The sequence below is a fragment of the Flavobacterium sp. R1_16 genome, from assembly GCF_057652095.1.
The window spans coordinates 57,870-84,649 of record NZ_JBYFCG010000006.1 but is presented as its reverse complement, the minus strand read 5'-3'; the positions used below and the strand labels follow the sequence as shown (position 1 = coordinate 84,649).

The window sequence follows — 26,780 nt, the reverse complement described above, 5'->3', positions numbered from 1 at the left end:
ATCAGTTTAATTTTTTAAAAAAGAAGGGCTCGTAGCCTATTAATAATTCAGGATGCAAAATTTTAACCAAATCTTTTAAAACAATATCAGGTCGATTGGGACCTAGTTCATAGTACAAAATGCCACCCGTTTTTCCTTTTTTCCCACTAAACGAATATACTTTTTTATTTTGAAATGCCTTAAATTGATTGTAATGCGGATTGGAGTCAACCATCGATTGTAAAGTAGAAAATTGACCTGAAGTAATCCAAAAATCAGCCTCTTTGGCCTTTTCAAAAACGGTTTCAAATGACAGGGATAAACTCCCAGTTCCAGTAGTTTCTTTCCATAAATAGTTTGATTGTGCTTCTTTTAAAAGTAAGCTACCCCAGCTTGTTCCACTTGGTAAATACCATTTTCCTTCAAAAATATCTCCTGCTAAAATAGTTGGCTTTGATGTAGCCATTTTAGCAATTTCTACCGTTTTTAGATATTCTTTTTCGATTTTAGAAAAGATAGCATCGGCTTCTTGTTGCTTGTCGTAGAGAGCTCCAAATAATTTAATCCATTCTGCTTTGCCCAAAGGAGTGGGTTCATTCCAATCTCCATTTAGTACTACTTTCAAACCGCTTTTTTCAAGATTGTCTAATGTTGGATTGTTATTATCTAAACCATATCCTACAATGATATCGGGTTGAAGATCAATTAAAATTTCAGTATTTAACGATTGGTTATTTCCGAGTTCTTTGATTTTTCCTTGTCCAATTCTGTTTCTTACTTTTTCGGAAGAGATATAGTTCAAGTTAGGAAAACCAATTAGTGAATTTTCTACGCCCAACATTTCTAGAGAAGGAATATGCGTGGTCGACGTTACCACGATAGATTGTAAAGGAACTTGAATTATGGTAAATTGCTTCAAACTATCAGGAATACTTCCGTTTTTTTCTTTCAGAATATAGGTGTACTCTTTATTGGCTTTGGGCCAGGGATTATAGACTTTTACAACAGAATAACCTTGATACTTGTGTATTGAAAATCCTTTGGCAAAGTGAATTACATTTTTAGTAGTTACCCTTTTTCCTGAGGAAAGATTTTCATTATTTTTTTTGCAACCAAAAAATGAAAACACAAACAGCAAAAGTGAAAATGTAATAAAATAACGTTTCATTGGATTGGTTTCAAAACGCAAAGGTATGTGTAATCCTATTTAAAAATCAAATATTATTTTTTATTCAAAGGATAAACCTATATTTGCACTTGAATTAAGGTTGTGTTTTTCTTGAATTTGAAAATCACATTAAAAGGGAATTAGGTTTAAAACCTAAGCTGTACCCGCAACTGTAAGCTACAAAGCTTTTTGTTATCTACAAAACCACTGTTTGAAAGTGGGAAGTTAGAAATTAGAACGAAGAAGTTTTAAAATTTCCGAATTCAAACCTCTAACCTCTAACTTTGAATGGGAAGGTCAACAACAAGACGCAAGCCAGGAGACCTGCCTTTTTTCAACTGAGTAACAAACTTTCGGGAAAAAAGGTTTGGGTATGGGTAAATTTCATGCTTTTCTCCCATTTTTAGTAGTAAAAATGTTTTATTAAGATGAACAAAAAAATCGTTCGTATTAGTGCGTTATGCGTGCTTATGACAACCTGTGCTTTGGCACAACAAAAGGAAACCGAATTGTCCAAAAATGAATTGGATGAGGTAGTAGTTTTGGACTCCAAATTTGCATTGCCAAAAGAAAAGTCTGGAAAAATAATCACAAAAATCACAGCAGAGGATTTAACCAAAAGATCAGGTCAGTCTATTGCCACAATTTTAAGTTCTGTAGTTGGACTTGAAATCAACGGAAATCAAAGTAGTGCAGGTAAAAATCTCGGTTATTATATTCGAGGAGGAAGAAATCGTCAGGCATTAATTATGATTGACGGTGTTCCAGTAACTGATGCATCAGGGATTAATTTGGATTATGATTTACGTTTAATTCCTGTTGAGCAAGTAGAGAGTATTGAGATTATGAAAGGAGCTTCAAGTACTTTATACGGAACTGGAGCGGCCACAGGGGTAATAAATATTACACTAAAAAAGGCAGTAAAAGATGCTTTGATAGGAAATGCTTATATGAGTTTAGGAACTCAAACCACTGCCGATAGAGTAAAATACAATCCGCAAGATTTTAATCAAGGTTTTGATGTCAAAGGCAAACAAAAACGGTTTAGTTATTATACTTCATTAAACAGTACAGAAACAAAAGGTATTTCTGAAGCAAAAGGAGACAATTTTGAAGAAGATAAATTTTCTAGAGTCAATGCACTGGCAAAGTTTGGGTATGAAGTAAATACTAAATTATCATTTGGGGCTTTTACAAGTTTTGACAGAATGAAAAATGATTTCGATTCGGGTTCTAATTCAGATAATCTTGAGAATTATGGTTTAACAAAGCAATATAGAGCTGGAGTTAATTCTAATTATAAATATCAAAATGGTGAATTTGTTATTACATCTTCTGGTAGTCTGATACAAAGAGATTATTTCAATTATTCAAGTTTAACGAAATATAAGTACAGAAACACAAATATTGATGCTTTTAACAGGTATACTATTTCTTCAAAATTATTTTTTGTGTTGGGAAGTCAATTTCAGTTTTTCGATGCCAATACAGAGTCACTATATGGTGCGATAAGTAGTTCATTAGCAAAGATGAATACAATAGATACCTATCTAAATGCTATTTATAATTCCGATTTTGGACTCAATATAAATGCAGGAACTCGATTAGATATTCATAGCACTTATGGGAGTAATTTGGTTTATAGTTTAAATCCATCATACAATTTTAAAAGTATTCCATTGAAGATTTTGTCTTCATACAGTACTGCTTTTATTACCCCTAGTTTGTACCAGTTGTACGATGGCTATGCAGGAAATTTAGAATTAAAAGCTGAAGAAAATTCAACCTTCGAAGCTGGATTTGAAATGAAATTACTTAAAAACAAGATAGATTTTAATATAGTAGCTTTTTATAGAGAAGAAAATAATGCCATCGAATATTATTCAAATCCGATAACTTTTGAGGCTTCTTATTTTAATGCTGATGGGAAATATAATGCCAAAGGAATTGAAACAAGTATATTTTATACCATTAATGATAAGGTCAAAATCAATTCAAATTATACCTTCACTCAAACCGAAGATAAAATGGTGAATAATACTTTTCCTGATATCAAGGCTAATTTAAATAATCCTAAACATAAGGTTAATTTAGGAATCGATTTTCAGTTTTTAAAAGCTCTATATATAGGATTGAATTACCAGTATTTAGAGAAAAGAGACAGTTTTGTTGGCTATCCACCGGTGGTTAGTGTTTTAGATTCATATCAATTATTCCACCTAAATTCTAAATATGAATTGATAAAAAACCGATTAACCATTTTTGCCTCAGCTACTAATATTTTCAATGAAAATTTTGTTGAAAATATTGGTTACAACACTCGAGGACGAAATTTCAAATTGGGATTGAATATTAATCTTTAAAAAAAATGAAAGCCACACTTTAGGGTGTGGCTTTCATTTTTAAATTTTATAAACCGTCAGGAAATTTGTCAATATACATTTCCTTCTTTAGGTTATTAATATAGTTCACTTCTGCGACATTTTCTAGTATAATTGTTGGTGTTCTAGGTAGTCTTCTACCGCCACCGGTTATTTTGTTAATCGCCATATTGAGCAATGGTTCATTAGAATCTCCTAATATTCCAAAATTAGAAATATCTTCTTCAAGTTTAAAATCAGGAACCAAACCATTAATGTAGTCTCCAAAACCAGTTTTATTGACAATTTTTAATACCAAAGGTTGCATAGCATACCGATGATTAGGATTCACATTTTTCTTTGTGAAGTTTGGAGAATCATATAAGGTAATGGAACCAACATTTTTCCCTATGGTAGTCTCTCCAATTTGTACTACACTAATGTAAGGCTTGAGCCCATTGATAACTAACTCACTAGCCGAAGCTGTACTTTTTGAAGTGAGAATATAAATTTTAGAGAGATTCAAACTATTAATGCTGGCATTGGTATTAATTTTATCAGTGTAAAGATTCAATAAACTAGACGGATTATTGGATGCATAATAGGATTCAACTTTATTATTCCATTGTTGTTTTGCAAATACCTGACCTGTAAATTGACCCGTAATCATGCTTGCTAAACGTGTAGCTGTTGCAATTGAACCGCCTGAATTATAGCGCAAATCCAATACAAAATCAGTTATTCCCTCAGCTTTCAAAGCTCTAAAGGCATTATTGAGTTGCGTTTCGTATGAGGTATAAAAACCATTGTACATCAAATAACCAATTTTATGACTACCGCTTTCAATGACTTTACTAATATAAACGGGATTTTCTGAGACTACTGTTTTCGTTAAATTGACTGAACGACCGTTGGGAGTAAAGTTACCGTTGTCATAATCGGCAAAATTTAGAGTGTACGAATCGGAACTGTTTAATAGTGAATTCAAATTGTTGTTTCCGGTTGACCTATCTCTATACAATTTGACACCATCAATAGCATAAAAAATAGCACCACGCTGAATATCTTTTTCTGAAGCATCTGAATTGGGCAAAATATACTTTACAACCCCAATAACGTCATTATCTGTCTTATTTTTATAATACAATTTGTACTCTACACCATTGTTTTTTGTGGTTCCAGAAAGAACCCCTTCTAATTGGGTGTAATCAGAATACATAAAACTAAAACGGTCTATGGCTTCTTCTTCATTTGGAAATTTACTTACGGGTTTGTTTAATAAATCCTGAAATAGTTTTTCTGGACTTGGATAACCATATAGAAAGGAGTTTAAGTCTTTTTGAGTATCAAATCGTTTATCAGACAAGTTTGGAACATCTCCTTGCCATAAATAATAAAGATTTAGTCCTTTCCAAATAAAATCATTGACTTCTAAGTTACTTGGTACCGCAGTATCATCATAATCTTCACAACTTTGAAAACCAAAAACAAGAAGTAACAATGAGAGTAGTAATCGACAAGGAGCTTTCATATACTTTTTTTTCGATAGATAATTAACGTAAAAATACTAACTTTAGTTTTATTTTTTATTCTTTGTAACAAATATAAATCTGACTCGTCTAGACGTAAAGCTCAATTTAATAACTGCTTTTATGAATCAAAATGATTTTGTGTTGTTAATTTCTCCTTTTAAGGATAAAGTCTTTCGTCTATCAAAACGATTGCTCATCAGCACTGAAGAGGCAGAAGATGCCACACAAGAAGTTTTGGTTAAATTGTGGAATAAAAAAGAAAATTTAGACCATTACACTAGCATTGAAGCATTGGCAATGACAATAACTAAAAATTATTGTTTGGACCAATTAAAATCAAAGCGAGCAGGAAATCTGAAAATAGCGCATACCAATTTTACAGACAGAGAAGCGGGTCTAGATAAAAAAGTAGAGCATACAGACAGTTTAAATTGGGTAGAGAAAATAATGAATCAATTGCCAGAACAACAACGATTAATTATTCAAATGCGAGACATAGAGCAATATGAATTTGATGAAATGGCTCAAATATTAGAAATAAATGAAACAGCGATACGAGTAGCACTCTCAAGAGCAAGAAAAACGATACGAGAACAAATGGTAAAAACACACAGTTATGGAATCAAATAAAATAGAACAACTTTTAGAGCTATATTTAGAAGGAGAAACCACTAGTGCCGAAGAAAAAGAGTTGCAATATTATTTTTCATCATCTAATGTTGCACCACATTTAGAGCAGTACAAACCGTTATTCAATTATTTTTCTCAGGCTAAAAAACAAGAATACCTAAAAGAATTTCCAAAGCAACATAAAAATCCTAAGTTTAGATGGATATCAATTGCAGCCTCAGTTGTACTTGTACTTGGGGTTGGGTCGTATCTGTTTTTAAACGAGTCACATCAAAATAAGGATTTAGGAACCTATGACGATCCTGAAATCGCTTTTAGAGAAACACAAAAAGCACTAGCTTTATTATCAAATCACGTCAATACGGGTATAGAAAGTGTTCACTATATTGAGGAATATCAAAATTCAAAAAATTTAATTTTTAAACCATAATAAATCAATCAAAATGAAAAAAATAATCATAACATGGGTAGTTGTATTAGTATCTAATACTTTTTTTGGACAGTCCGCTTTCGATAAATTTGATGGTCAGGATGATGTAACCTCAATTATTGTCAACAAAAAGATGTTTGAGTTGATGAGCAAGGTAAAAATGGACGCTACGGACAAGCAAGCACAGCAATATCTTAATTTGATAAAAAAATTAGATAACCTAAAAGTGTTCACGACTAAGAGTACCAGAGTAGAAAACGAAATGAAGGCTACCACTGAAAAATACAGTAAAACGGCAGGTTTAGAGGAATTAATGCGTGTAAATGAAAATGGAAGAAACATAAAAATTCTAGTAAAATCGGGAGCAAGCGACTCTCAAGTGAGAGAATTGCTCATGTTTATTGAAGGAGACAAGAACGGTGACACCGTTTTAATGTCTTTGACAGGAGATTTCGATTTGAATGAGATTTCAGTGCTTACCGATAAAATGAGAATTCCTGGTGGAGACGATTTGAAGAAGGCAACCAAAGGCAAAAAATAAGATGAAACGAGTATATGGTTTTCTAGTGTTGAGTTTGCTTATTATAAGCTGTAATTCAGAGCCTAGTTTGCAAAAATATTTTGTAGAACACATGGAGGATAAGAACTTCATAGCGTTGGACGTTTCTTCGAGTATTTTAAATATCGATAAAACCAAATTGTCAGTAGAACAGCAACAAGCCTTACAGTCTTTTGACAAAATGAATATTCTAGCCTTCAAATTGAACGATACGAACAAGTCTCAATTTGAAATCGAGCGTGCAAAAGTGAATACGATTTTACAAGACCAAAAGTACCAACAGTTGATAAAGTTCGGTTCGGGTAAAGAAGGTGCTTCAGTGAGTTATATTGGTTCAGATGAACATATTGATGAATTTGTTTTTTTTGCCAACAGAAAAGAAAACGGTTTTGCGGTAGTTCGCGTTTTAGGAAAGGATATGAATCCGACAAATATCATGAATATGGTGGGAATTTTACAGAAATCTAACATCGACCTGGAGCAGTTAAAGCCTTTACAAGAAATACTGAAACAATAGAGATATAAGGTTAATTAAATAAAAAAGCGTCCCAATTTAACAATTAGGACGCTTTTTTTATGAAGTAATTTTGACAACCGTCAGTTGGAGTGTCCCGATTTTTCATCAGGATGTATCGAGAACCGTTTTGCTAAAATTACTTCTTAAAATATTTAAAGGGAACAAAGAGCATCCCAAAACATTCTCCGTCTTCTTTACCAACGTGTTTGTGATGCATTTTGTGCGCTCTTCGTACTGCTCTAGCGTATACGTTATTTGCATTTCTAAATAACTTAAAACGTTGGTGGATAAAAATATCGTGAACCATAAAATAAGCCAGTCCATAGGCAAAAATTCCTAATCCCAGCGCTAATCCAATTTCTAAAATATTATTCTGCCACAACAGAAAACATCCAATACTTACTACAGCATAAAAAATAAAAAAAGCATCATTTCGTTCAAACCAAGAGTCATGGTCTTTCTTGTGATGATCTGCATGCAAATACCATAAAAAACCGTGCATGATGTATTTATGGCTGAACCAAGCCATGAATTCCATAAAAAAGAAAGTGACAATAAAAACAATGATATGCAACCACATATTCTTTAGATTTAAATTATATTTAGTTTATAAGAAAAATAGCATTTCGCAAAAAGTCCGTACTTTTCATAATCGGGTACTCGAATTCGAGTATTTTTTATTTCGGATGAAGGAGTTTTCTTTAATTTTGATAGTAATTTTTTATAGTAAACATAAGCGGTATAAACACCAAACTTAGCTTCAAAGGGTAAATGTATGATACCTTCATAGCTTGCTTTAAAATCAGTTTCAATCTCTTCAATAATTTTCATTTTTGAGATTTCGTCCAATTGGTTTAAATCTGTGTTGGGGAAATATGTACGGTTTAAGCCTTCAAAATCAGCTTTTAAATCCCGAAGAAAATTTACTTTTTGAAAAGCAGAACCCAAGCGCATAGCTGAATGTTTTAATTTTTCATAGAGAACAGTATCGCCTTTTACAAAGACTTTTAGACACATAAGTCCCACTACATCAGCCGAACCATAGATATAGTCATTGTATTCTTCAACGCTATTGTATTCGGTTTTAATTAAATCAAGTTTCATACTTTTCATAAAAGCATCTATCAATTCATTAGGGATAGAATATTTTGTAACGGTATCTTGAAAAGAATTAAGTATTGGATTCAAGCTAATTTTATTTTGCAACGCTAATTTTAAATCATTCTCAAAGAGATGAAATAATTCTTCTTTGTTGTACTCGTGAAAGGTATCAACAATTTCATCAGCAAAGCGAACAAATCCATATATATTATAGATATCTTGGCGGATGCTAGGAGCCAGCATCTTGACAGCCGAAGAAAAAGAAGTACTGTAGTTTTGAGTAACATTCTTACTACATTCAAATGAAATTTTGTCAAAAATGGATTTCATAAACTTAACTATTTTTTTCAATTAATTCGGATACTAACTTACCAGAAATCAAAGCTGGCGGTACTCCAGGACCTGGAACCGTTAATTGACCTGTAAAATATAAATTAGTTACCTTTTTGCTTTTTAATTTAGGTCTTAAAAATGCGGTTTGAAGCAAGGTGTTTGCCATTCCATAGGCATTACCCTTATAGGAATTGTATTCTTTAACAAAATCATTTTTACAAAAAGATTCTTTAAAGATAATATTATTTTTTACTTTTTGTTGGGTAAGTTTTTCAAATCGATCAATTATTTTATCAAAATATACAGAACGCAATTCTTCGGTATCTATAATTCCAGGAGCAAGAGGAATTAAAAAGAAACCTGATTCCATACCTTTTGGGGCTGCTGTTTCATCAGTTATTGATGGGAAATTAGCATAAAAAAGAGGTTCTCTTGGCCATCGAGGTCTATCATAAATAGCCGCCGCATGCTGTTCGAAATCCACATCAAAAAACAATGCATGATGAGAGATGTTTTCAATTTTTTTATTGAATCCAACGTAAAATAATAGAGAAGAAGGAGCGAAAACCCTGCCTTCCCAATATTTATCTGAATACATACGATATTTTTCATCGAGTAAACTTTCAGTATAGTGATAATCAGCACCACTCACAATAATATCAGCCTTAATGGTTTTTCCATTCACGACCAGGCCAGTCGTTTTTTTATTTTCTACAATAATTTTTTCAACGTTAGCATTGAACTGATAATTCACACCCAATTCTAAGGACAGTTTTTCCATCGCTGCTACAACATCATGCATTCCCGTTTTTGGGTGCCAAGTACCCAAACCAAAATCGGCAAAATTCATGAAACTGTAAAAAGAAGGTGTTGCTGACGCTTTTGCTCCAAGAAACAGTACAGGAAATTCTAAGATTTGAATGAGACGCTCATTTTTAAATTTTTTACGAATGTCTTTGCTAATGGTACTAAAAAATTGCCCTACTTTCAATGCAGTTTGGGGAGTTATTATTTCTAATGGAGAAACTCCTGGTCGGTATACTAAATTTTTGATGGCGATATCATAGTTACTTTTGGCTTCATCCATAAATTCCTGAAGAATAGCACCACTTCCTTTTTCAATTTTTTCAAAGGTTTCTACTATTTCAGGTAAATTATCAGCTATAGTAATAAAATCATTGATGCCATAATACACTCTGTAGGCAGGTGAAAGTTTGATCAGCTCATAATAATCGGATGGTTTTTTACCAAAATCAGCAAAAAATCGTTCGAAAACGTCTGGCATCCAATACCAACTGGGACCCATATCAAAGGTAAATCCTTCTTTTTTTAATTGTCGGGCTCTTCCTCCAATTGTGGCGTTTTTTTCGTATACGGTCACTTTATGACCTTTTTTTGCCAAATAACAAGACGCTGATAGGGCAGAAAATCCAGATCCTATTATTTTTATATTTTTCTTCATGGTTCGTTTTGACTGCAAATGCAATACTTGAATTAATTTTTAGAGGTTGTTAACTAATTCTGAAATAGATTGATACGTCACTGTTTTGGGCGATAGTGTTTCAGGTTTAATGTGTTCAACCATTCTTCCCAAAAGCCATAATTCAGAGTCTTCTGTAAGTACCTCTTGATGCAATTGCATAATGTAATCATTAATAACATCTTTGGTTGGTTCTACTGTCATGTAGGATACATAAACAATAGAATCAAAGTATTTTTTCATGTCTCTCAAACTATCAATTGGAACACTTTCGCCAAGGTAAATCGATTTGTAACCATGGTAGGTAATCTCATAATTCAAATACATCAAGCCCAGCTCATGAATTTCTCCGTAAGGAAGATACAATACAAACACTTTGTCTGTTTTTACAGGTGTCGTAGTTTGAAGTTTTTCGGTATTGATTAGAATTTTTTGTTTTATGAGGTAACTGATAAAGTGTTCGTGAGCGGGTGTGAGTGTATCCGTCTGCCATAAAAGTCCAATTTCATTCATTAACGGAAGGAAAACGTCGTAAAAAATTTCCCGAAATGATTTCTCCGATAATAGGTTATTGTAGGTATTAAAAAATAAAGCCTGATCAAAATTCATCATTGCCATTTTAAAAGCATTGATAGCATGATGTTTGGCACTTTTTTCAGAAATAATTTCCTTTACAAGAGAGGGAATAGAATGTTCAGGATATTTAGAAATTTTAGAAATTTTATAACCGTGGTTGTGAAGCAAAGTAATATTAAGTAGTTTTTGCAAACTAGCGAGGTCGTAATAACGAATGTTAGTATCTGTTCGCATGGGCTCTAGTATGTTGTACCTTTTTTCCCAAATGCGAATCGTGTGCGCTTTGATGCCAGATAGGTTTTCTAAATCCTTGATACTAAATATATTTTTTACATTGTTCATCTTTATTTCAAATTTGTTAAACAAAAGTAATAATAATATTTTGTTTAATGTGAGATTGTTGTAAAATAAATTTAAAATAATACTGAGACAGTAATTTAATGTAATAAAGACCCAGAAAAGGATATTAGTTTACCTGTTTTTGTTGTTACTTAAAAGAAGTAAATGAAAAAATATAATGTACATAGAGCGTACGTAAACCAAAAGATTACTATCTCCAAAAAAGACTACTTCAATTTCAGACAATCTAAAGTCAAAACCAAAAAAAATAGTCAAAAAACTTACACCGCTACGGCACCTTTAATATGAGGATGGGGTTCATAACCCTCAAGGGTGAAATCTTCAAAAGTAAAATCCAGAATGTTTTTCACAGCAGGGTTTAAAATCATTTTTGGTAAGGGTTTGGGCTCGCGAGACAATTGCAATTCCAATTGCTCAAAATGATTGTTGTAAATATGCGCATCGCCAAAGGTATGGATGAACTCTCCAGCTTCTAAATCGCAAACCTGAGCAATCATCATTGTGAGTAAAGCATAAGAGGCAATATTAAATGGTACGCCCAAAAAGATATCGGCACTGCGTTGATACAATTGACAAGACAGTTTTCCATCGGCAACATAAAATTGGAAAAAAGCATGACAAGGAGGTAAAGCCACTTTCCCGTTAGCTACATTTTCAGCAAATGATTTTGTAGTGTCTGGTAAAACGGAAGGGTTCCAAGCAGAAACTAACATACGTCTGCTGTTGGGATTGCTTTTCAGTGTTTCAATTAACTCTGTAATTTGATCGATTTCTTCACTGTTCCAATTGCGCCATTGATGACCATAAACAGGTCCTAATTCGCCATCTTCATTGGCCCATTCATCCCAAATTTTAACTCCGTTTTCTTTTAAATAAGCGATGTTAGTTTCTCCCTTCAAAAACCAAAGCAATTCATAAATGATGGATTTCAAATGCAATTTCTTGGTAGTAACCATTGGGAAACCTTCACTCAAATCAAAACGCATTTGATACCCAAAAACACTTTTGGTTCCAGTTCCTGTTCTATCGCCTTTTTGGGTTCCGTTTTCTAAAACGTGACGTACTAAATCGTGGTATTGTTTCATGGTACTAACTGCAACGAAGCAATTTCTTCGTTTTTAGATGATAAATTTATAACGAGTTGTTTACAAAATAATTAAATAACGAACACGAGTTTACGATTCTCTCCTAGAAATTTCATCTCTAATCTTAGCCGCCTTTTCATAGTCTTCATCCTGAACAGCTCCTTCCAAAAGTTCAATAAGTTCTGAAAGACTTTGTTTAGCATAAGTGTCACCAGATTGATTACTTTCCTCTGACCCAAACACTTCTGGCGAGCTTAAAACATTGTCTGCATCCTGTGAGGTTGTATTGGCTTCAAGAGGGTTGGTTTTCAAATAAATACCGGCTTTCTCAAGTATGTTTTTATAAGTAAAAATAGGAGCATTGAAACGCAGAGCCAAGGCAATTGCATCTGAAGTTCGTGCATCAATAATTTCTTCAATTTTATCCCTTTCGCAAATGATACTTGAATAAAAAACACCGTCTACCAATTTGTGAATAATGACTTGTTTGACTAAAATATCAAATCGATCGGCAAAATTCTTAAACAAATCATGCGTTAATGGACGAGGAGGTTTAATTTCTTTTTCTAAAGCTATAGCAATAGATTGAGCTTCGAAAGCTCCTATAACAATTGGTAATTTTCGCTCTCCATCCACTTCATTCAGAATCAAGGCATAAGCACCGTTTTGAGTCTGACTGTATGAAATTCCTTTTATAGTTAATTTTACTAAGCTCATAATTGCAAAAATACAATCTAATAAATAAAATTACAAAATATTTTCTAACATAATAATAATTAGAAAGGCTTTCTAAATTTATACCTTTAGAAAGCCTTATTTTGTAGAAATTATTTTAATCGTCCTAAATTAACCTTGTGCTTTGAAAGCCTTTAATTTTTCAATTAGTTTAGGAACCACCTCAAAAGCATCACCTACAACCCCATAATCGGCTACTTTAAAGAAAGGAGCTTCAGCATCGGTGTTAATCACCAACTTTACTTTTGAAGAATTAATTCCAGCAATATGTTGAATAGCTCCCGAAATTCCAATAGCAATATACAAATTTGTAGCTACTGGCTTTCCAGTTTGTCCAACGTGTTCTCCGTGAGGTCTCCAGCCCAAATCAGATACAGGTTTAGAGCATGCAGTTGCCGCTCCAAGTACAGAGGCCAACTCTTCAATCATACCCCAGTTTTCAGGGCCTTTTAGTCCACGACCCGCAGAAACAACAATATCAGCATCGGCAATAGTAACTTTTCCAGATGATTTTTCTACTGATTCTATTTTTATTCCAAAATCGGAATTGTCCAAGGACGGACTGAAATTTTCTTCTGTTAAAGTAGAAGCATTTTCAAAAACACCATAAGAATTTTTAGATAGGCTTATTACCTTTATATCAGTGCTAATTTCAGTAATGTTGAAGGCTTTGTTTGAAAAAGCAGTTCTTTTTACTTGAAATGGAGTCATGCTCACAGGCAACCCAATTACATTCGATGCAAAGCCAGCTTGAAGCGATACGGCTAACAAAGGAGCAAGATACAAGCTATCGGTAGATGAAGATAACACTACCAATTTTGCACCTTCTTTTTGAGCGACTTGTTGAAGTACTTTCGAATACGCCTTTGCAGAAAATCCAGACAGTTGAGCATCATTTACTTTAATGACTTTGGTAACTCCATATTTTGATAATTCGGAAACCTCAGTGGTATTCACAGTTAAGGCTGTTACTGAAGTACCTAAGGTATCTGCTACTTTTTTTGCATAAGAAGCCAGTTCTAAGGCTACTTTTTTAAATTTTCCTTCAGCAGATTCTGCATATATAAGTATAGACATGATTATTTTAGATTTTAGATTTTAGATTTCAGATTTCAGAATCTGGAAACTAAAAACTTGATTTATATTGATTGTATTTCAAATTTATGTGCTTTGATTTTAACGTAAGATGATTTTTAGATTATACACTGCAATCTAAAATCTTAAATCACTTTTGCTTCATTATGTAAAAGACTAATTAATTCGTCTAAATTATCAGCACTTACTAATTTCACTGCCGATTTTGGTGCAGGTTTTTCAAATTGTACTGTCTTAGTCTCAGTAATAGATGAAATAGGTTCAAGTACCGTCAAAGCCTTAGTTCTTGCTGTCATGATACCTCTCATGTTAGGAATGCGTAAGTCTTTTTCCTCAACCAATCCTTTTTGTCCACCAATGATTAGAGGTAACGAAGTAGAAACAATTTCTTTTCCTCCATCAATCTCTCGTGCTGCTTTTACAGAATTACCATCAACAGACAATTCTACACAAGAGTTTAAAAAATTGTAACCTAAAAGACTTGCAATCATTCCGGGAACCATACCTCCATTGTAATCTAAAGATTCCTTACCAGCTATGATTAAATCGTATTCTCCCGTTTTAATCACTTCTGCTAGTTGTTGTGCTACATAAAAACCATCTGTTGGAATTGCATTAATTCTAATAGCCTCGTTAGCGCCAATTGCTAGTGCCTTTCTCAAAGTGGGTTCTGTTTCAGGGCCACCTACGTTAATTACTGTCACAGAAGCTCCCTGCTGTTCTTGAAACCAAATAGCTCTTGTTAAGCCAAATTCATCATTAGGATTGATGACAAATTGTACACCGTTAGTGTCAAATTCAGAGTCATTTGCCGTAAAATTAATTTTTGAAGTAGTATCAGGAACATGACTGATGCAAACTAATATTTTCATGTTTTTTTAGATTCGTTTTTACTAAATGAACTACAAAATTAGAATAATAATTTGGAATAACATACTATGCGCGCATAATATTTTGCAAACATTTTAATTTATTCAAATTTCTCATCTAAAGATTTTTCCTAAGAACTGATTTAATATAAAACCATTAGCATTGCTATTAAAATAGTCTTCAAAATTCAGTTGTGGATTTAGGATATTATTTTAAAACAATTTATGCTTTTAAGTAATTTAAAATATTTATTTTTGCTTTTCGAAAAAGTAAAGACATACAATAAATATATGAGAACGATACAATTTAGAGAAGCCATTTGTGAAGCGATGAGTGAAGAAATGCGCCGTGATGAAACGGTTTATTTGATGGGTGAAGAAGTAGCGGAATACAATGGAGCTTACAAGGCATCAAAAGGGATGTTGGCAGAGTTTGGTCCAAAAAGAGTTATTGATACACCAATCGCTGAATTAGGTTTTGCTGGTATTGCTGTAGGTTCTGCAATGAACGGTTGTCGACCAATTGTAGAATACATGACTTTTAATTTCGCATTAGTAGGTATCGATCAAATTATAAATAATGCTGCAAAAATGCGTCAGATGACAGCTGGACAGTTTCCTATGCCAATGGTTTTTCGTGGCCCTACTGCCTCTGCGGGACAATTGGGAGCGACACACTCTCAGGCATTTGAAAATTGGTATGCCAATACTCCAGGATTAAAAGTAATTGTTCCATCTACAGTTTATGATGCCAAAGGATTATTGAAATCTGCAATTCGTGACAATGATCCTGTAATTTTTATGGAGTCAGAGCAAATGTATGGAGATAAAGGTGAAGTTCCAGAAGGGGAATATACTATTCCAATTGGTGTAGCCGATGTGAAAAGAGAAGGTATTGATGTAACCATAGTTTCTTTTGGTAAAATTATCAAAGAAGCTTTCATAGCCGCAGATGAATTGGCTAAAGAGGGAATCTCTTGTGAAATAATTGACTTGAGAACGGTACGTCCAATGGATCATGAAACAATTTTGACTTCTGTAAAAAAGACAAACCGATTGGTTATTCTAGAAGAAGCTTGGCCATTTGCTAGTGTTTCCTCTGAAATTACATATATCGTTCAAGAACGCGCTTTTGATTTTTTAGATGCTCCAATTCAACGAATTACAACTGCTGATACTCCAGCACCTTATTCTCCAACCTTGTTGAAAGAATGGTTGCCAAATGCAAAAGATGTGGTAAAAGCAGTAAAAAAAGTATTATACAAATAAATGATGCACTTGCGAGTTGAATTGATAACTAAAATTCATGCTTTAGAAATTAAAAAGACTCGCAATCTCAAATGCAAAATAACTATATTTGAAACTTCATCTGAGTCGATTGGATGAAGTTTTTTGCTTATGAAAAAAAATATATTCCTTATAGCATTTTTAGCAGTAGTAAATTTAGTTGTCTCACAAACTAAAGTTAGTGGGGTAGTGGTAGACAATACCAATCAGCCTGTGCCTTATGCTAATGTGGTTTTCAAAAATTCAACAATAGGTACAGTAACTAATGAAGACGGTCGTTTTTACATCGAATCATCAAATACCTATGCGGCTCTTGTAGTTTCATTTGTTGGATTTGAAACTAAAGTTGTTCCTCTAACAAAATCAGTTAATTATAATTTTAAAATTCAATTGAGTGATGGACAACAACTAAATGAAGTGGTGATTTATACCGGAAAAACATCAAAAAAGAATAATCCTGCATTGGATATTTTGAGGAAAATCTGGGAAAGAAAGCGCAGAAATGGTTTGCGTATCTTTAATCAATACCAAATGGAGAAGTATGAAAAGGTCGAGTTTGATATGAACTCTATCGATAGTGCTTTTATGAAGAATAAACTTTTCAAAGGAATGGAGTTTATTTTCAATCAAATGGATACTTCCAAAGTTACAGGAAAGACGTATTTACCAATTTTTATCAATGAATCCATTTATGATGTTAATGGAGACAATAAACTCGATAGAGTAAAAGAAAAACTAAAAGCTAATAAAACTTCAGGTTTCAATGGCAACCAGCAAATTTTAGCTTTTGTCAAAGACTTATATTCAGATTTTGATATTTACAACAATCACCTTACTTTTTTTGACAAGAGTTTTACAAGCCCATTATCAAGAACAGGAATTGATACCTATAACTATGTTTTAAAAGATAGTGCATATATCAATGAGAAATGGTGTTACAATATTGTGTTTTACCCTAGAAGAAAAAATGAGTTAACATTCAAGGGAGATTTTTGGGTTAACGATACTACATTTGCTATCAAGAAAATAAATATGGCAGTATCCAAGAGTGCCAATATTAACTGGGTTAAGGACATTTACATTGAGCAAGAATTTGATGTCATGAACGATTCGGTTTTTTTACTAACCAGAGATTACATGATGTCTGATTTTGCCTTGAACAAAAAAGAAGAATCTAAAGGTGTTTACGGAAAACGAACTACTCTATATCGGAATCATCAATTTAATGAAGAAAAGCCTGTTGCTTTTTATAAAGATGAAGTGAACTTTATCGATAATGAGGTATACAACAAATCTGATGAATATTGGAAAACCAATCGATTTGAGGAATTGAGTAAAGATGAATTAGGAGTATACAAAATGCTCGATACTTTGCAGACAGTCAAGAAATTCAAGCAAATTTACAACCTAGTCTCTATTCTTGGAAGCGGCTACATCCAATTTGGACATTTTGATTATGGTCCTATTTTCTCCACTTTTGGATTCAATGAAGTGGAAGGAATTCGAATGCGAGTAGGAGGAAGAACCTATTTTGGTCCAAATGATACTTGGCGTTTACAAGGGTTTACGGCCTATGGGTTTGATGATAATAAATTCAAATACGGGATTTCAGGTAAATGGATGTTGAATAAAAGAAACCGTATCATTGTCTCGGGAGGAAATAGACGAGATATTGAACAAATTGGCGCAAGCCTTACAACAACAAATGATGTTTTAGGTAGAAGTTTTGCTTCTTCAGCACTGTTTACAACGGGAAGTAATGGGAAATTAACCAATATCAACTTAAGCAATGTAGCTGTCGAAATTGAGCCAGTAAAAAATTTAACTTTCCTCGCAGGGCTTTCGTACAGAACATTAGAATCTGCTTCGCCAACTTTTAGTTTGGATTACTACACTACTATGCCAAATAGTACAAATCCACTTGGAACAGTAAAAAGCGATGTGAAACAGTCGGAGGCGAATATTCAAATTGAATATACACCTAACAGAAAAACAATTGGTTTTGGTGTAGAACGCAACGTTGTCGATAGTCCGTACAGTCGATTATTTGTCAATTACAGTCACGGTTTCAAAGGAGTTTTAAATAGTGATTTTAAATATGAAAAGCTTCAATTGTATTATAAGCAACCTATTATTATAGGTCCTTTAGGTCGTACTAATATTATTGTAGAGTTAGGAAAAACTTTTGGAACAGTTCCATTAGGTTTGTTAAGTGTAATTCCGGGAAATCAGACATACTTTAATATCGAAAACACGTTTAGCAATTTAAATTTCTACGAGTTCGTCTCCGATCAATATGCCACTTTGCAATGGGAACACAATTTTAATGGTAGGTTGTTTTCAAGAATTCCATTTATGAGAAAACTCAATTGGAGAGAAATTATTGGAGCTCGAGGTGTTTATGGTACTTTATCAGATGCAAATCGAGGAATTAATGCATCAGGACTACAATATAAAGCACCAGAAGATATTTACTGGGAGTACAGCGCCGGGATTGGAAATATTTTTAAAGTGTTTCGAATTGACTTTGCATGGAGAGGAAGCTACCTAAACATTCCTGAAACCAATCAATTTACTGTAAAAGGCTCTTTTGGGTTTTATTTTTAGTCAGTTTAAAAAGGAAAAACTGCTTTTTATGCTTTCATCGAAATCGTAATAGACGATAAAGTTACTTTTTTATGGTGAAAAGCTATAGTTTGCTTATTTTTGCGACTTTAAAAAAACACAGAAAAGTATATTAGAAAATGACGGCAGACAAATTAAAAACTTTTGACGTATTAATTGAAATACCAAGGGGTAGCAGAAACAAATACGAGTATGATTTTGAAATTAAGAGAATGCGTTTCGACAGGATGCTATTCTCATCTATGATGTACCCTGCAGATTATGGCTTTATCCCAGAAACATTAGCACTAGATGGAGATCCACTAGATGTACTTGTTTTAATAAACGAGCCTACGTTCCCAGGTTGCGTAATGGAAGTAAAACCAATAGGTGTTTTTCACATGGCCGATGATAAAGGACCTGATGAAAAAGTAATCTGTGTACCTGTTTCAGACCCAATTTGGAATAAATTAGAGAATTTATCAGATATCAATCCACACTTGTTGAAGGAGATAGAACATTTTTTTCAGGTATATAAGGATTTGGAGCACAAGCAAGTTGATGTAGAAGGTTGGGGTGATGTGAATGAAGCCTACGCAATTATCAAAGAATGTACTGAACGATTCAATCAAATTGAGAATAAATCAGAGGGCTTATTTAGCATAAAATAAATTTTTAATATAAATTATTATATATAAAGCAATATTCAGATTAGAATATTGCTTTTTTATTTATTTCTGTTTCGTTACATTTGCAACCAACTAATTTAACAACCAATAAATTCAATATGGAATCAATGATGATTTATGTGCCTATCGTTATGGCATTATTAGGATTGGCTTTTATGGCAATCAAAAGATCTTGGGTTTTAAAACAAGACGCTGGAGATGGAAAGATGAAAGAAATTTCAGATTATATCTATGAAGGCGCTTTGGCTTTCCTCAAAGCAGAATACAGATTATTAGCAATCTTCGTAGTAGTTGCGAGTTTGGCTTTGGCTGGAATTACTTTTTTACCAGGAGTTAAAACACATTTGTTAATTGTAATTGCATTTGTTTTTGGTGCATTCTTCTCTGCTCTAGCTGGAAATATGGGAATGAAAATCGCTACCAAAACTAACGTAAGAACTACACAAGCCGCTCGTAGTAGTTTGCCGCAAGCACTGAAGGTTTCTTTCGGTGGAGGAACAGTAATGGGATTAGGAGTTGCTGGTTTAGCAGTTCTAGGTTTGACAGGGTTCTTTATTATATTATTCCAAAAATTCATGGGCGGTGTTTGGACAAACACTGAAGACATGACCGTTGTTTTGGAAACATTAGCAGGTTTCTCTCTAGGGGCTGAATCTATCGCTTTGTTTGCACGTGTGGGTGGTGGTATCTACACCAAAGCTGCTGATGTTGGTGCCGACTTAGTGGGTAAAGTAGAAGCTGGAATTCCAGAAGATGACCCAAGAAATCCTGCTACTATTGCAGATAATGTTGGAGATAACGTGGGTGACGTTGCTGGTATGGGAGCGGACTTATTTGGTTCGTATGTTGCAACGGTTCTAGCTGCTATGGTTTTAGGAAACTATGTTATCAAAGATATGGGAGGTAAAATAGAAGATGCTTTCAACGGTATTGGTCCAATTTTACTACCAATGGCAATTGCTGGTTTTGGAATTTTGTTTTCTATTATAGGAACAATGTTGGTGAAAATTTCAAGTGACGATGCTAAAGAAGCACAAGTTCAAAAAGCATTAAATATTGGAAACTGGGTTTCTATCGTATTAACTGCAATTGCTTGTTTTTTCTTAGTTCAGTATATGTTGCCTGCAACCATGAAAATGGAATACTTTGGTGAAGGTTTACAAGACATTTCTTCAATGCGTGTTTTCTATGCAACATTAATTGGATTGTTTGTTGGAGGAGCTATTTCATCTGTAACAGAATATTACACAGGTTTAGGTACAAAACCAGTATTGGCCATCGTACAAAAATCTTCTACTGGTGCAGGAACTAACGTTATTGCAGGTTTGGCAACAGGTATGATTTCTACATTCCCAACAGTATTGTTATTTGGAGGTGCTATTTGGGCTACTTATGCATTAGCTGGTTTCTATGGAGTAGCTTTGGCAGCTTCTGCGATGATGGCAACTACAGCAATGCAGTTGGCAATCGACGCTTTTGGACCAATTTCTGATAACGCTGGTGGTATCGCTGAAATGAGCGAATTACCAAAAGAAGTTCGTACGCGTACTGACATTTTAGATTCGGTAGGTAACACAACTGCTGCAACAGGAAAAGGATTTGCTATTGCTTCAGCGGCATTAACGTCATTAGCATTATTTGCTGCTTATGTAACCTTTACTGGAATTGATGGTATCAATATTTTTAAAGCTCCAGTGTTAGCGATGTTGTTTGTTGGAGGTATGATTCCTGTCGTTTTCTCTGCTTTAGCCATGAATTCTGTTGGAAAAGCTGCTATGGATATGGTATATGAAGTGCGTCGTCAGTTCAAAGAAATTTCAGGTATCATGGAAGGAACTGGTAAACCAGAATACGGTAAATGTGTTGAAATTTCTACTAAAGCAGCTTTACGCGAAATGATGTTACCAGGAATCTTAACTATTGGTTTCCCAATAGCAATTGTATTGTTAGGTAAATTAGTTTATGGAGATAACAACCAGTTAATTGCTGAAATGTTAGGTGGTTATATGGCAGGTGTTACTGTTTCTGGTGTACTTTGGGCGGTATTCCAAAACAACGCTGGTGGTGCTTGGGACAATGCTAAAAAATCTTTTGAAGCTGGAGTAATGATTAATGGTGAAATGACATACAAAGGTTCTGATGCGCACAAAGCGGCTGTAACTGGAGATACTGTTGGAGATCCATTTAAAGATACTTCTGGACCATCTATGAATATTTTAATCAAATTAACATGTTTAATTGGATTAGTAATTGCTCCAATTTTAGGTGCAGGTCACGAAGGCGGAACTAAAGAAATGGAATGCACTATGGAAATGAAAATGGAGTGTAAAGAAGGTGAAATGATGGGTAAATGCGACATGAGTAAATGTGCTACCATGACTAAAGAAGAATGTGCAGCCATGTGCGATTCTTTAGGATGTAACGCTGCTCAAAAAGAAGCTTGTATGTCTCATTATGATGCTGATGGAAAATTTATTGCTCCTTCTAAAGGAAAATCATGTTGTGCAAAAAAAGAAGTTGCTGCTACTAGTTCCAGTAAAGATGTTAGAGTTGAAATAACCAACACGAACGGAAAATCTAAAGCTACTATAACAACTACTGTTGATGATAAGTCAACTACTCAAACTTTTGAGGGCACTGAGGCTGAAGTAAAAGCTAAAGTGGATGCGTTGAAATAAGATGATTTATATTTAATATAAAATGCCTCACACTAGTGAGGCATTTTTTTTATATTGTAAAATGATTTTAGAACAAACCGTTTATCTCTGCATTGATTTTGTTGATGATGATTCCTAAATCTTCAGGGTTATCTACAAAATTCAATTGGTCAACATCTATAATTAGTAACTTACCTTTATTATAAGTATGAATCCATGCTTCATAACGTTCGTTTAACCGACTTAAGTAATCAATAGATATGGTATTTTCATATTCGCGACCGCGTTTATGAATTTGTCCAACAAGATTTGGAATAGAACTTCTTAAATAAATCAATAAATCTGGGGCACCAACTAAACCTTCCATTAGTTCAAATAATAAGGAATAGTTTTGAAAATCACGATTGGTCATTAATCCCATCGCATGAAGATTAGGAGCAAAAATATGTGCATCTTCATAAATGGTTCTGTCTTGAATAATCTTTTTTCCACTTTCTCTAATTTGTAGAATCTGTCTGAATCGGCTGTTGAGAAAATAAATCTGTAAATTAAATGACCAACGCTCCATTTGGTGATAAAAATCATCCAAATAAGGATTGTCAACTACATCCTCAAAATGAGGTTCCCATTTGAAATGTTTTGCCAACAAACGAGTCAATGTTGTTTTTCCTGCGCCAATATTCCCAGCTATAGCTATGTGCATTATGGTATGGTAATTTTATAGTTTGTAATTCCTTCGTTTGTAAAAATAGACAAAATATGGTCTTTATAATAGAAATTTTTAAAGGTTTTTTTAACTGTTGTGATTACATTCATTTTGTTTTCATTCAATGAGAAATAATATAGTGTTTCCCCTTTTTTTGCAATTACTTCTGTGTCAGAGATAAGTTGAAGTTGATCAAAATCTGGAATTTTACCTCGATTAGTTATTTTACCATAAATATTGCAGGTATTCCAGTTTTGTTTCCCATCAATCCAATGAAAATAGTTATAATTAGTAGTGTAAAAGGCAATGTTTCCTTCAAAAGAAGTTGTTATGGGTGCGAATTCTGACTTTGTAAAGTCAAATAAACCTATTTGCTGTGATAGGCTGTTATACATCCACAGTCTGTTTCCAAAGGCTAATCCACTAGCAGTAGTCAGAATAGGCGAGCTGTACTCGGAAAAATTGATTTTTCGGATTTCATTGAGTTGGTTGTCAAGAAGAATGACCGTGTTGAAAGCTTCGTAAAATAAAACTAAGTTCAGAGGATTCTGAATATCAACTTTTGAAATAGTGCTTAAGGAAAGGTTTTTATATTGATAAATTTTGGATTTGGTTTTTTTTATGAGAATGTTATTTTTTATAAAATAATACGCTCCAAATGAATCATTGCCGATATAAGAATCAGCATCAATTTTTACAGAATCAATAAGGAAGATTTTTAATTTAGTTTCTTGACTAAACATTATTATTGATTGGAAAAATACTATGAGTAAGAGGGCTTTTTTCATAAACACTAAATTACATTATCTAGTTCATTTATTGAGTTTCCAACAAGTTAATTTTACCATTGGCATTTGATTGGACCTTCAGTTTGAATTTTCCTGAAATAAAGATATTTATACCACCATTTGGTCTCGGAAAACGAAGAATTTTTTAAGTCATCAATATGCAATGTGTCTTTTTTATACACCAAGACACAATTTAATTTTATCTTATATCTCTTACTCCAATCATTACTTAGAAATCGGAATTCTGAAATTGGGATTCTAAAGTTTTCCAACTTGTGTCTGTTCAAAGTATCATGAAGTTGTAATATGAGAACATTATCTTCTTCAAAATCAACTATTTTAGTATACTTGGTGTTAATTAGTAAATGATTACTACTCCCTTTTTCAGTACTCAAGTTGCTAAACATGGTAAGATTTCCTGAATTCCCTAGACCAATGTAAGAGCGCAACGTCCAAAAACTAATCAGAATAAAGCAAACTGATAGGGGTAAAGTAAAATTCTTTTGATACGAATAAATTGTATTTTCATAATTCTTGAAGAACAAGTACAGAAAAATAATCCAACCAATATTGAAAATACTACCTTCAATAAATCCGAAGTAATAAGGGTTAAAATTATATTTTATCATTAACTGTCTACTTGCAAAAGCCAACAAAGTAAAAAGTATATAATAGGTAAGTGATTGGATAATTTTTTGATTCATTGTTTTTGATTCATAATCCAAAATGCTTCCAAGGATTAAAAACAAAGCAAGAGCACTAAAATCGGCATAAACAGCGAAATTCAAGTATAAATGAAAAATCAGGAGTAAAATGGCAGTTATCTTTCTCGTTTGATGAAAAAATAAACCAAAGGGCAGTATCATCTCAATTACTATAGTGGCATATTGAAATAGCAATGATAAGTTATCAGAAATAGTTATTTTAGTTCCAATAAAGTTTCCCAATATATAGTCGTTGATTTCATTAACACAACTCACACAAGGATTAAAAAAATCGGTGTTTAATTTATGAAAGCCAGTATAGAAATAAATTGTTACAACGGCTACCCTAAACAAATATCCAATAAACTGAGGTGGGATTTTTACTTTCGAATTAAAAAATCTGAAAAGCAAAAGTAAAAGAATAGCTATTTCAACAGAGAATTCAATAGTAGCATGGTTAGCTAATCTTGGAAATCGTATTGCAAAAAAAATAAGACTAATACATATACTTCCAACTGCAGCAATCCAAATTCTAAAAGATATTAAATTTACAATAACTGATACAAGTAACAACCCAACCATGATTGGTCTATTCCAAAACATATCATGAAAATTCATCAAAAGAGCACAGTTGAATAGCGTTAAAAGCAATAAAGCAGCTTCATTACGAATTGTAAAATTTCCAATCCTTTTTACTGTACAATTGAATAGTAGACTCATTTTAATTTTCTAGTAATGCAAATTAACAAAAAAGCCTGACTAAATTATTTAATCAGGCTTTTAAAAAAATAGTATTTACAGATTACAATCCGAATGCTTTTTTAATAGCATCCACATAATCTAATTTTTCCCAAGTAAACAATTCAACAGTAACGGTTTTGTTATTTCCTCCAGGACCATAAAAAGTTTTGGTTACAGTTTCAGGTTTACGCCCCATGTGACCGTATGCCGCTGTCTCACTATAAATAGGATTTCTTAATTTTAAACGCTGCTCAATAAAATAAGGTCGCATATCAAAAAGAGCTTCTACTTTTTTAGCAATTTCACCATTGGTTAGATTTACTTTTGAAGTTCCATAGGTTTCAATGAAAATCCCCATAGGTTTTGCTACTCCAATTGCGTAGGAAACTTGAACTAAAATTTCGTCTGCTACTCCAGCAGCCACGAGATTTTTTGCAATATGGCGTGTAGCATAAGCAGCACTTCGATCTACTTTACTTGGATCTTTTCCTGAAAATGCTCCACCACCGTGCGCTCCTTTTCCACCATAAGTGTCAACAATAATTTTTCTTCCTGTTAATCCTGTATCGCCATGAGGTCCTCCAATTACGAATTTTCCTGTTGGATTGATATGGTATGTGATTTTGTCGTTAAATAAGTGAGCGTATTGTGGATTTTGTTTGATAATTCTTGGAATTAAAATACCAATTAAATCTGATTTTATTTTTGCTAACATTACTGATTCTTCGTCAAAATCATCGTGTTGAGTAGAAATTACTATGGCATCAATGCGAACAGGTTTATTGTCATCGCTATATTCTAATGTTACTTGCGATTTTGCATCAGGACGTAGATAGGTAATTTCTTTGTTCTCACGTCGCAAAGCAGCCAACTCTTGAAGTAATTTATGTGACAAATCTAAGGCAAGAGGCATATAATTTTCGGTTTCATTTGTAGCATAACCAAACATCATCCCTTGGTCGCCTGCACCTTGTTCCTCTTTACTAGCTCTATCTACCCCTTGATTGATATCTGCTGATTGCTCATGAATAGCTGAAAGCACACCACAGGAATGAGCTTCAAACATGTATTCGCTTTTGGTATATCCTATTTTTTTTATAACATCTCTTGCAATTTGTTGAACATCTAAATAGGTGTCTGATTTTACTTCACCAGCCAAAATAACTTGACCCGTTGTTACCAATGTTTCACAAGCTACTTTAGATTCTGAATCAAATGCTAAAAAGTTATCAATTAGAGCATCCGAAATCTGATCTGCAACTTTGTCTGGATGTCCTTCACTTACAGATTCTGACGTAAATAAATAAGCCATAGTAATAATATAGTTTTAAAATTAAGTGAGTAAAAAATGTAATTGCTAAAAATAACTAAAGTAGAATTGCTGCTTTAGCATTTTTTTAACGAGGTTGCAATCAGGTCAAATTTTTCCTCTAAAATTATTCGACTGCAAATGTATGAAACGAATTTGAATTGCAAATTAATCTTTACTTTTTTTTGATTTTTAAGATAGTGAACTGTATGATAAAAGTTTAATTTGCGACATGCTTGTGTTTTTTTGAATGAAATAGTAAAAATCAAATAAGGCAAAAATTTGTTTGTTAAAAAAAATAGTAGTTAATTTGTGCCTTCAAAGTTCAGAAACGTATTGAAATGTTATAAAGAAAGCCCGAGGGAATAGACCCTGTGAAAGCTTAGCAACCTCTTCGCCATGCGGAAAAGGTGCTACATTCTATCCGCCACTGCGGAAAAGATAACACCAAGTTCTCCTAGTATTTCTAGCTTTCCTTTATACCAT

At 33.3% G+C, this 26,780-nt stretch carries 23 protein-coding genes and 2 riboswitches; of the genes, 9 read left to right on the top strand and 14 right to left on the bottom strand.

What is annotated here, in order from left to right; translation table 11 throughout:
- Position 1 precedes the first annotated feature (1 nt).
- Positions 2-1,147, bottom strand: a complete 1,146-nt coding sequence (locus AC23L6_RS10830; protein ID WP_487562410.1) for an ABC transporter substrate-binding protein — start codon at positions 1,145-1,147, stop codon at positions 2-4.
- 80 nt (positions 1,148-1,227) lie between these two features.
- A riboswitch (cobalamin riboswitch) is annotated at positions 1,228-1,493 on the top strand.
- Between the two features lie 82 nt (positions 1,494-1,575).
- Between AC23L6_RS10830 and AC23L6_RS10825 the strand changes: the two genes are divergently transcribed.
- The gene (locus AC23L6_RS10825) at positions 1,576-3,510 is read left to right on the top strand and encodes a TonB-dependent receptor plug domain-containing protein (protein ID WP_487562412.1); all 1,935 of its coding nucleotides are present in this window, start codon (positions 1,576-1,578) and stop codon (positions 3,508-3,510) included.
- A gap of 46 nt (positions 3,511-3,556) precedes the next feature.
- On the opposite strand, the gene AC23L6_RS10820 is transcribed toward AC23L6_RS10825, so the two are convergent.
- Complete coding sequence (locus AC23L6_RS10820; RefSeq protein WP_487562413.1) at positions 3,557-5,038, bottom strand: S41 family peptidase; 1,482 nt, start codon at positions 5,036-5,038, stop codon at positions 3,557-3,559.
- 121 nt (positions 5,039-5,159) lie between these two features.
- On the opposite strand from AC23L6_RS10820, the gene AC23L6_RS10815 reads away from it, so the two are divergent.
- From AC23L6_RS10815 to AC23L6_RS10800, 4 genes are read left to right on the top strand one after another with little or no spacing between them, the layout of a single operon-like run.
- Entirely contained in the window at positions 5,160-5,669 is a 510-nt protein-coding gene (locus AC23L6_RS10815) for an RNA polymerase sigma factor (protein ID WP_487562414.1), read from the top strand.
- Positions 5,656-6,099 (top strand): hypothetical protein, encoded by a 444-nt coding sequence (locus tag AC23L6_RS10810; RefSeq protein ID WP_487562415.1) that lies wholly within the window; start codon positions 5,656-5,658, stop codon positions 6,097-6,099. Before AC23L6_RS10815 ends, AC23L6_RS10810 begins: the two co-directional genes overlap by 14 nt.
- Positions 6,100-6,112: 13 nt before the next feature.
- Positions 6,113-6,640, top strand: coding sequence for a DUF4252 domain-containing protein (locus AC23L6_RS10805; protein WP_487562416.1), 528 nt, complete (start codon positions 6,113-6,115; stop codon positions 6,638-6,640).
- A gap of 1 nt (position 6,641) precedes the next feature.
- Positions 6,642-7,175 (top strand): DUF4252 domain-containing protein, encoded by a 534-nt coding sequence (locus AC23L6_RS10800; protein WP_487562417.1) that lies wholly within the window; start codon positions 6,642-6,644, stop codon positions 7,173-7,175.
- Positions 7,176-7,311: 136 nt separating this feature from the next.
- Here the strand turns inward: AC23L6_RS10800 and AC23L6_RS10795 are convergent, their stop codons facing one another.
- The 8 genes from AC23L6_RS10795 to AC23L6_RS10760 all read right to left on the bottom strand — a co-directional run bounded on the left by AC23L6_RS10795 (position 7,312) and on the right by AC23L6_RS10760 (position 14,812).
- Positions 7,312-7,755, bottom strand: a complete 444-nt coding sequence (locus AC23L6_RS10795; protein ID WP_487562418.1) for a sterol desaturase family protein — start codon at positions 7,753-7,755, stop codon at positions 7,312-7,314.
- An 11-nt stretch (positions 7,756-7,766) separates the two neighbouring features.
- Positions 7,767-8,606 (bottom strand): phytoene/squalene synthase family protein, encoded by an 840-nt coding sequence (locus AC23L6_RS10790; RefSeq protein ID WP_487562419.1) that lies wholly within the window; start codon positions 8,604-8,606, stop codon positions 7,767-7,769.
- A gap of 4 nt (positions 8,607-8,610) precedes the next feature.
- Positions 8,611-10,071 (bottom strand): phytoene desaturase family protein, encoded by a 1,461-nt coding sequence (locus AC23L6_RS10785; protein ID WP_487562420.1) that lies wholly within the window; start codon positions 10,069-10,071, stop codon positions 8,611-8,613.
- 39 nt (positions 10,072-10,110) lie between these two features.
- On the bottom strand, positions 10,111-11,007 hold the full coding sequence (locus AC23L6_RS10780) for a MerR family transcriptional regulator (RefSeq protein WP_487562421.1): 897 nt from the start codon (positions 11,005-11,007) through the stop codon (positions 10,111-10,113).
- 278 nt (positions 11,008-11,285) lie between these two features.
- Positions 11,286-12,110, bottom strand: a complete 825-nt coding sequence (locus AC23L6_RS10775; protein WP_487562422.1) for a thymidylate synthase — start codon at positions 12,108-12,110, stop codon at positions 11,286-11,288.
- Between the two features lie 90 nt (positions 12,111-12,200).
- Positions 12,201-12,827: a bifunctional nuclease family protein gene (locus AC23L6_RS10770; RefSeq protein ID WP_487562423.1), complete on the bottom strand. Its 627-nt coding sequence runs from the start codon at positions 12,825-12,827 to the stop codon at positions 12,201-12,203.
- Positions 12,828-12,956: 129 nt separating this feature from the next.
- Positions 12,957-13,922 (bottom strand): electron transfer flavoprotein subunit alpha/FixB family protein, encoded by a 966-nt coding sequence (locus tag AC23L6_RS10765; RefSeq protein WP_487562424.1) that lies wholly within the window; start codon positions 13,920-13,922, stop codon positions 12,957-12,959.
- 143 nt (positions 13,923-14,065) lie between these two features.
- Positions 14,066-14,812, bottom strand: a complete 747-nt coding sequence (locus AC23L6_RS10760) for an electron transfer flavoprotein subunit beta/FixA family protein (RefSeq protein WP_487562425.1) — start codon at positions 14,810-14,812, stop codon at positions 14,066-14,068.
- 288 nt (positions 14,813-15,100) lie between these two features.
- On the opposite strand from AC23L6_RS10760, the gene AC23L6_RS10755 reads away from it, so the two are divergent.
- The 4 genes from AC23L6_RS10755 (at position 15,101) to AC23L6_RS10740 (ending at position 22,067) form a co-directional block, all read left to right on the top strand.
- The gene (locus tag AC23L6_RS10755) at positions 15,101-16,078 is read left to right on the top strand and encodes a pyruvate dehydrogenase complex E1 component subunit beta (RefSeq protein WP_487562426.1); all 978 of its coding nucleotides are present in this window, start codon (positions 15,101-15,103) and stop codon (positions 16,076-16,078) included.
- Between the two features lie 129 nt (positions 16,079-16,207).
- The gene (locus AC23L6_RS10750; protein ID WP_487562427.1) at positions 16,208-18,703 is read left to right on the top strand and encodes a DUF5686 and carboxypeptidase-like regulatory domain-containing protein; all 2,496 of its coding nucleotides are present in this window, start codon (positions 16,208-16,210) and stop codon (positions 18,701-18,703) included.
- Positions 18,704-18,840: 137 nt separating this feature from the next.
- Positions 18,841-19,371: an inorganic diphosphatase gene (locus AC23L6_RS10745; RefSeq protein WP_487562428.1), complete on the top strand. Its 531-nt coding sequence runs from the start codon at positions 18,841-18,843 to the stop codon at positions 19,369-19,371.
- 116 nt (positions 19,372-19,487) lie between these two features.
- Positions 19,488-22,067, top strand: a complete 2,580-nt coding sequence (locus tag AC23L6_RS10740; protein WP_487562429.1) for a sodium-translocating pyrophosphatase — start codon at positions 19,488-19,490, stop codon at positions 22,065-22,067.
- Positions 22,068-22,134: 67 nt separating this feature from the next.
- Here the strand turns inward: AC23L6_RS10740 and AC23L6_RS10735 are convergent, their stop codons facing one another.
- From AC23L6_RS10735 to metK, 4 genes are all read right to left on the bottom strand, one after another.
- On the bottom strand, positions 22,135-22,749 hold the full coding sequence (locus AC23L6_RS10735; RefSeq protein WP_487562430.1) for a deoxynucleoside kinase: 615 nt from the start codon (positions 22,747-22,749) through the stop codon (positions 22,135-22,137).
- The gene (locus tag AC23L6_RS10730; RefSeq protein ID WP_487562431.1) at positions 22,749-23,495 is read right to left on the bottom strand and encodes a hypothetical protein; all 747 of its coding nucleotides are present in this window, start codon (positions 23,493-23,495) and stop codon (positions 22,749-22,751) included. Before AC23L6_RS10730 ends, AC23L6_RS10735 begins: the two co-directional genes overlap by 1 nt.
- Before the next feature lie 98 nt (positions 23,496-23,593).
- On the bottom strand, positions 23,594-24,964 hold the full coding sequence (locus AC23L6_RS10725; protein ID WP_487562432.1) for an HTTM domain-containing protein: 1,371 nt from the start codon (positions 24,962-24,964) through the stop codon (positions 23,594-23,596).
- An 82-nt stretch (positions 24,965-25,046) separates the two neighbouring features.
- Complete coding sequence (gene metK, locus AC23L6_RS10720) at positions 25,047-26,297, bottom strand: methionine adenosyltransferase (RefSeq protein WP_487562433.1); 1,251 nt, start codon at positions 26,295-26,297, stop codon at positions 25,047-25,049.
- Between the two features lie 338 nt (positions 26,298-26,635).
- Positions 26,636-26,742, top strand: a riboswitch (SAM riboswitch).
- Positions 26,743-26,780: the final 38 nt, after the last annotated feature.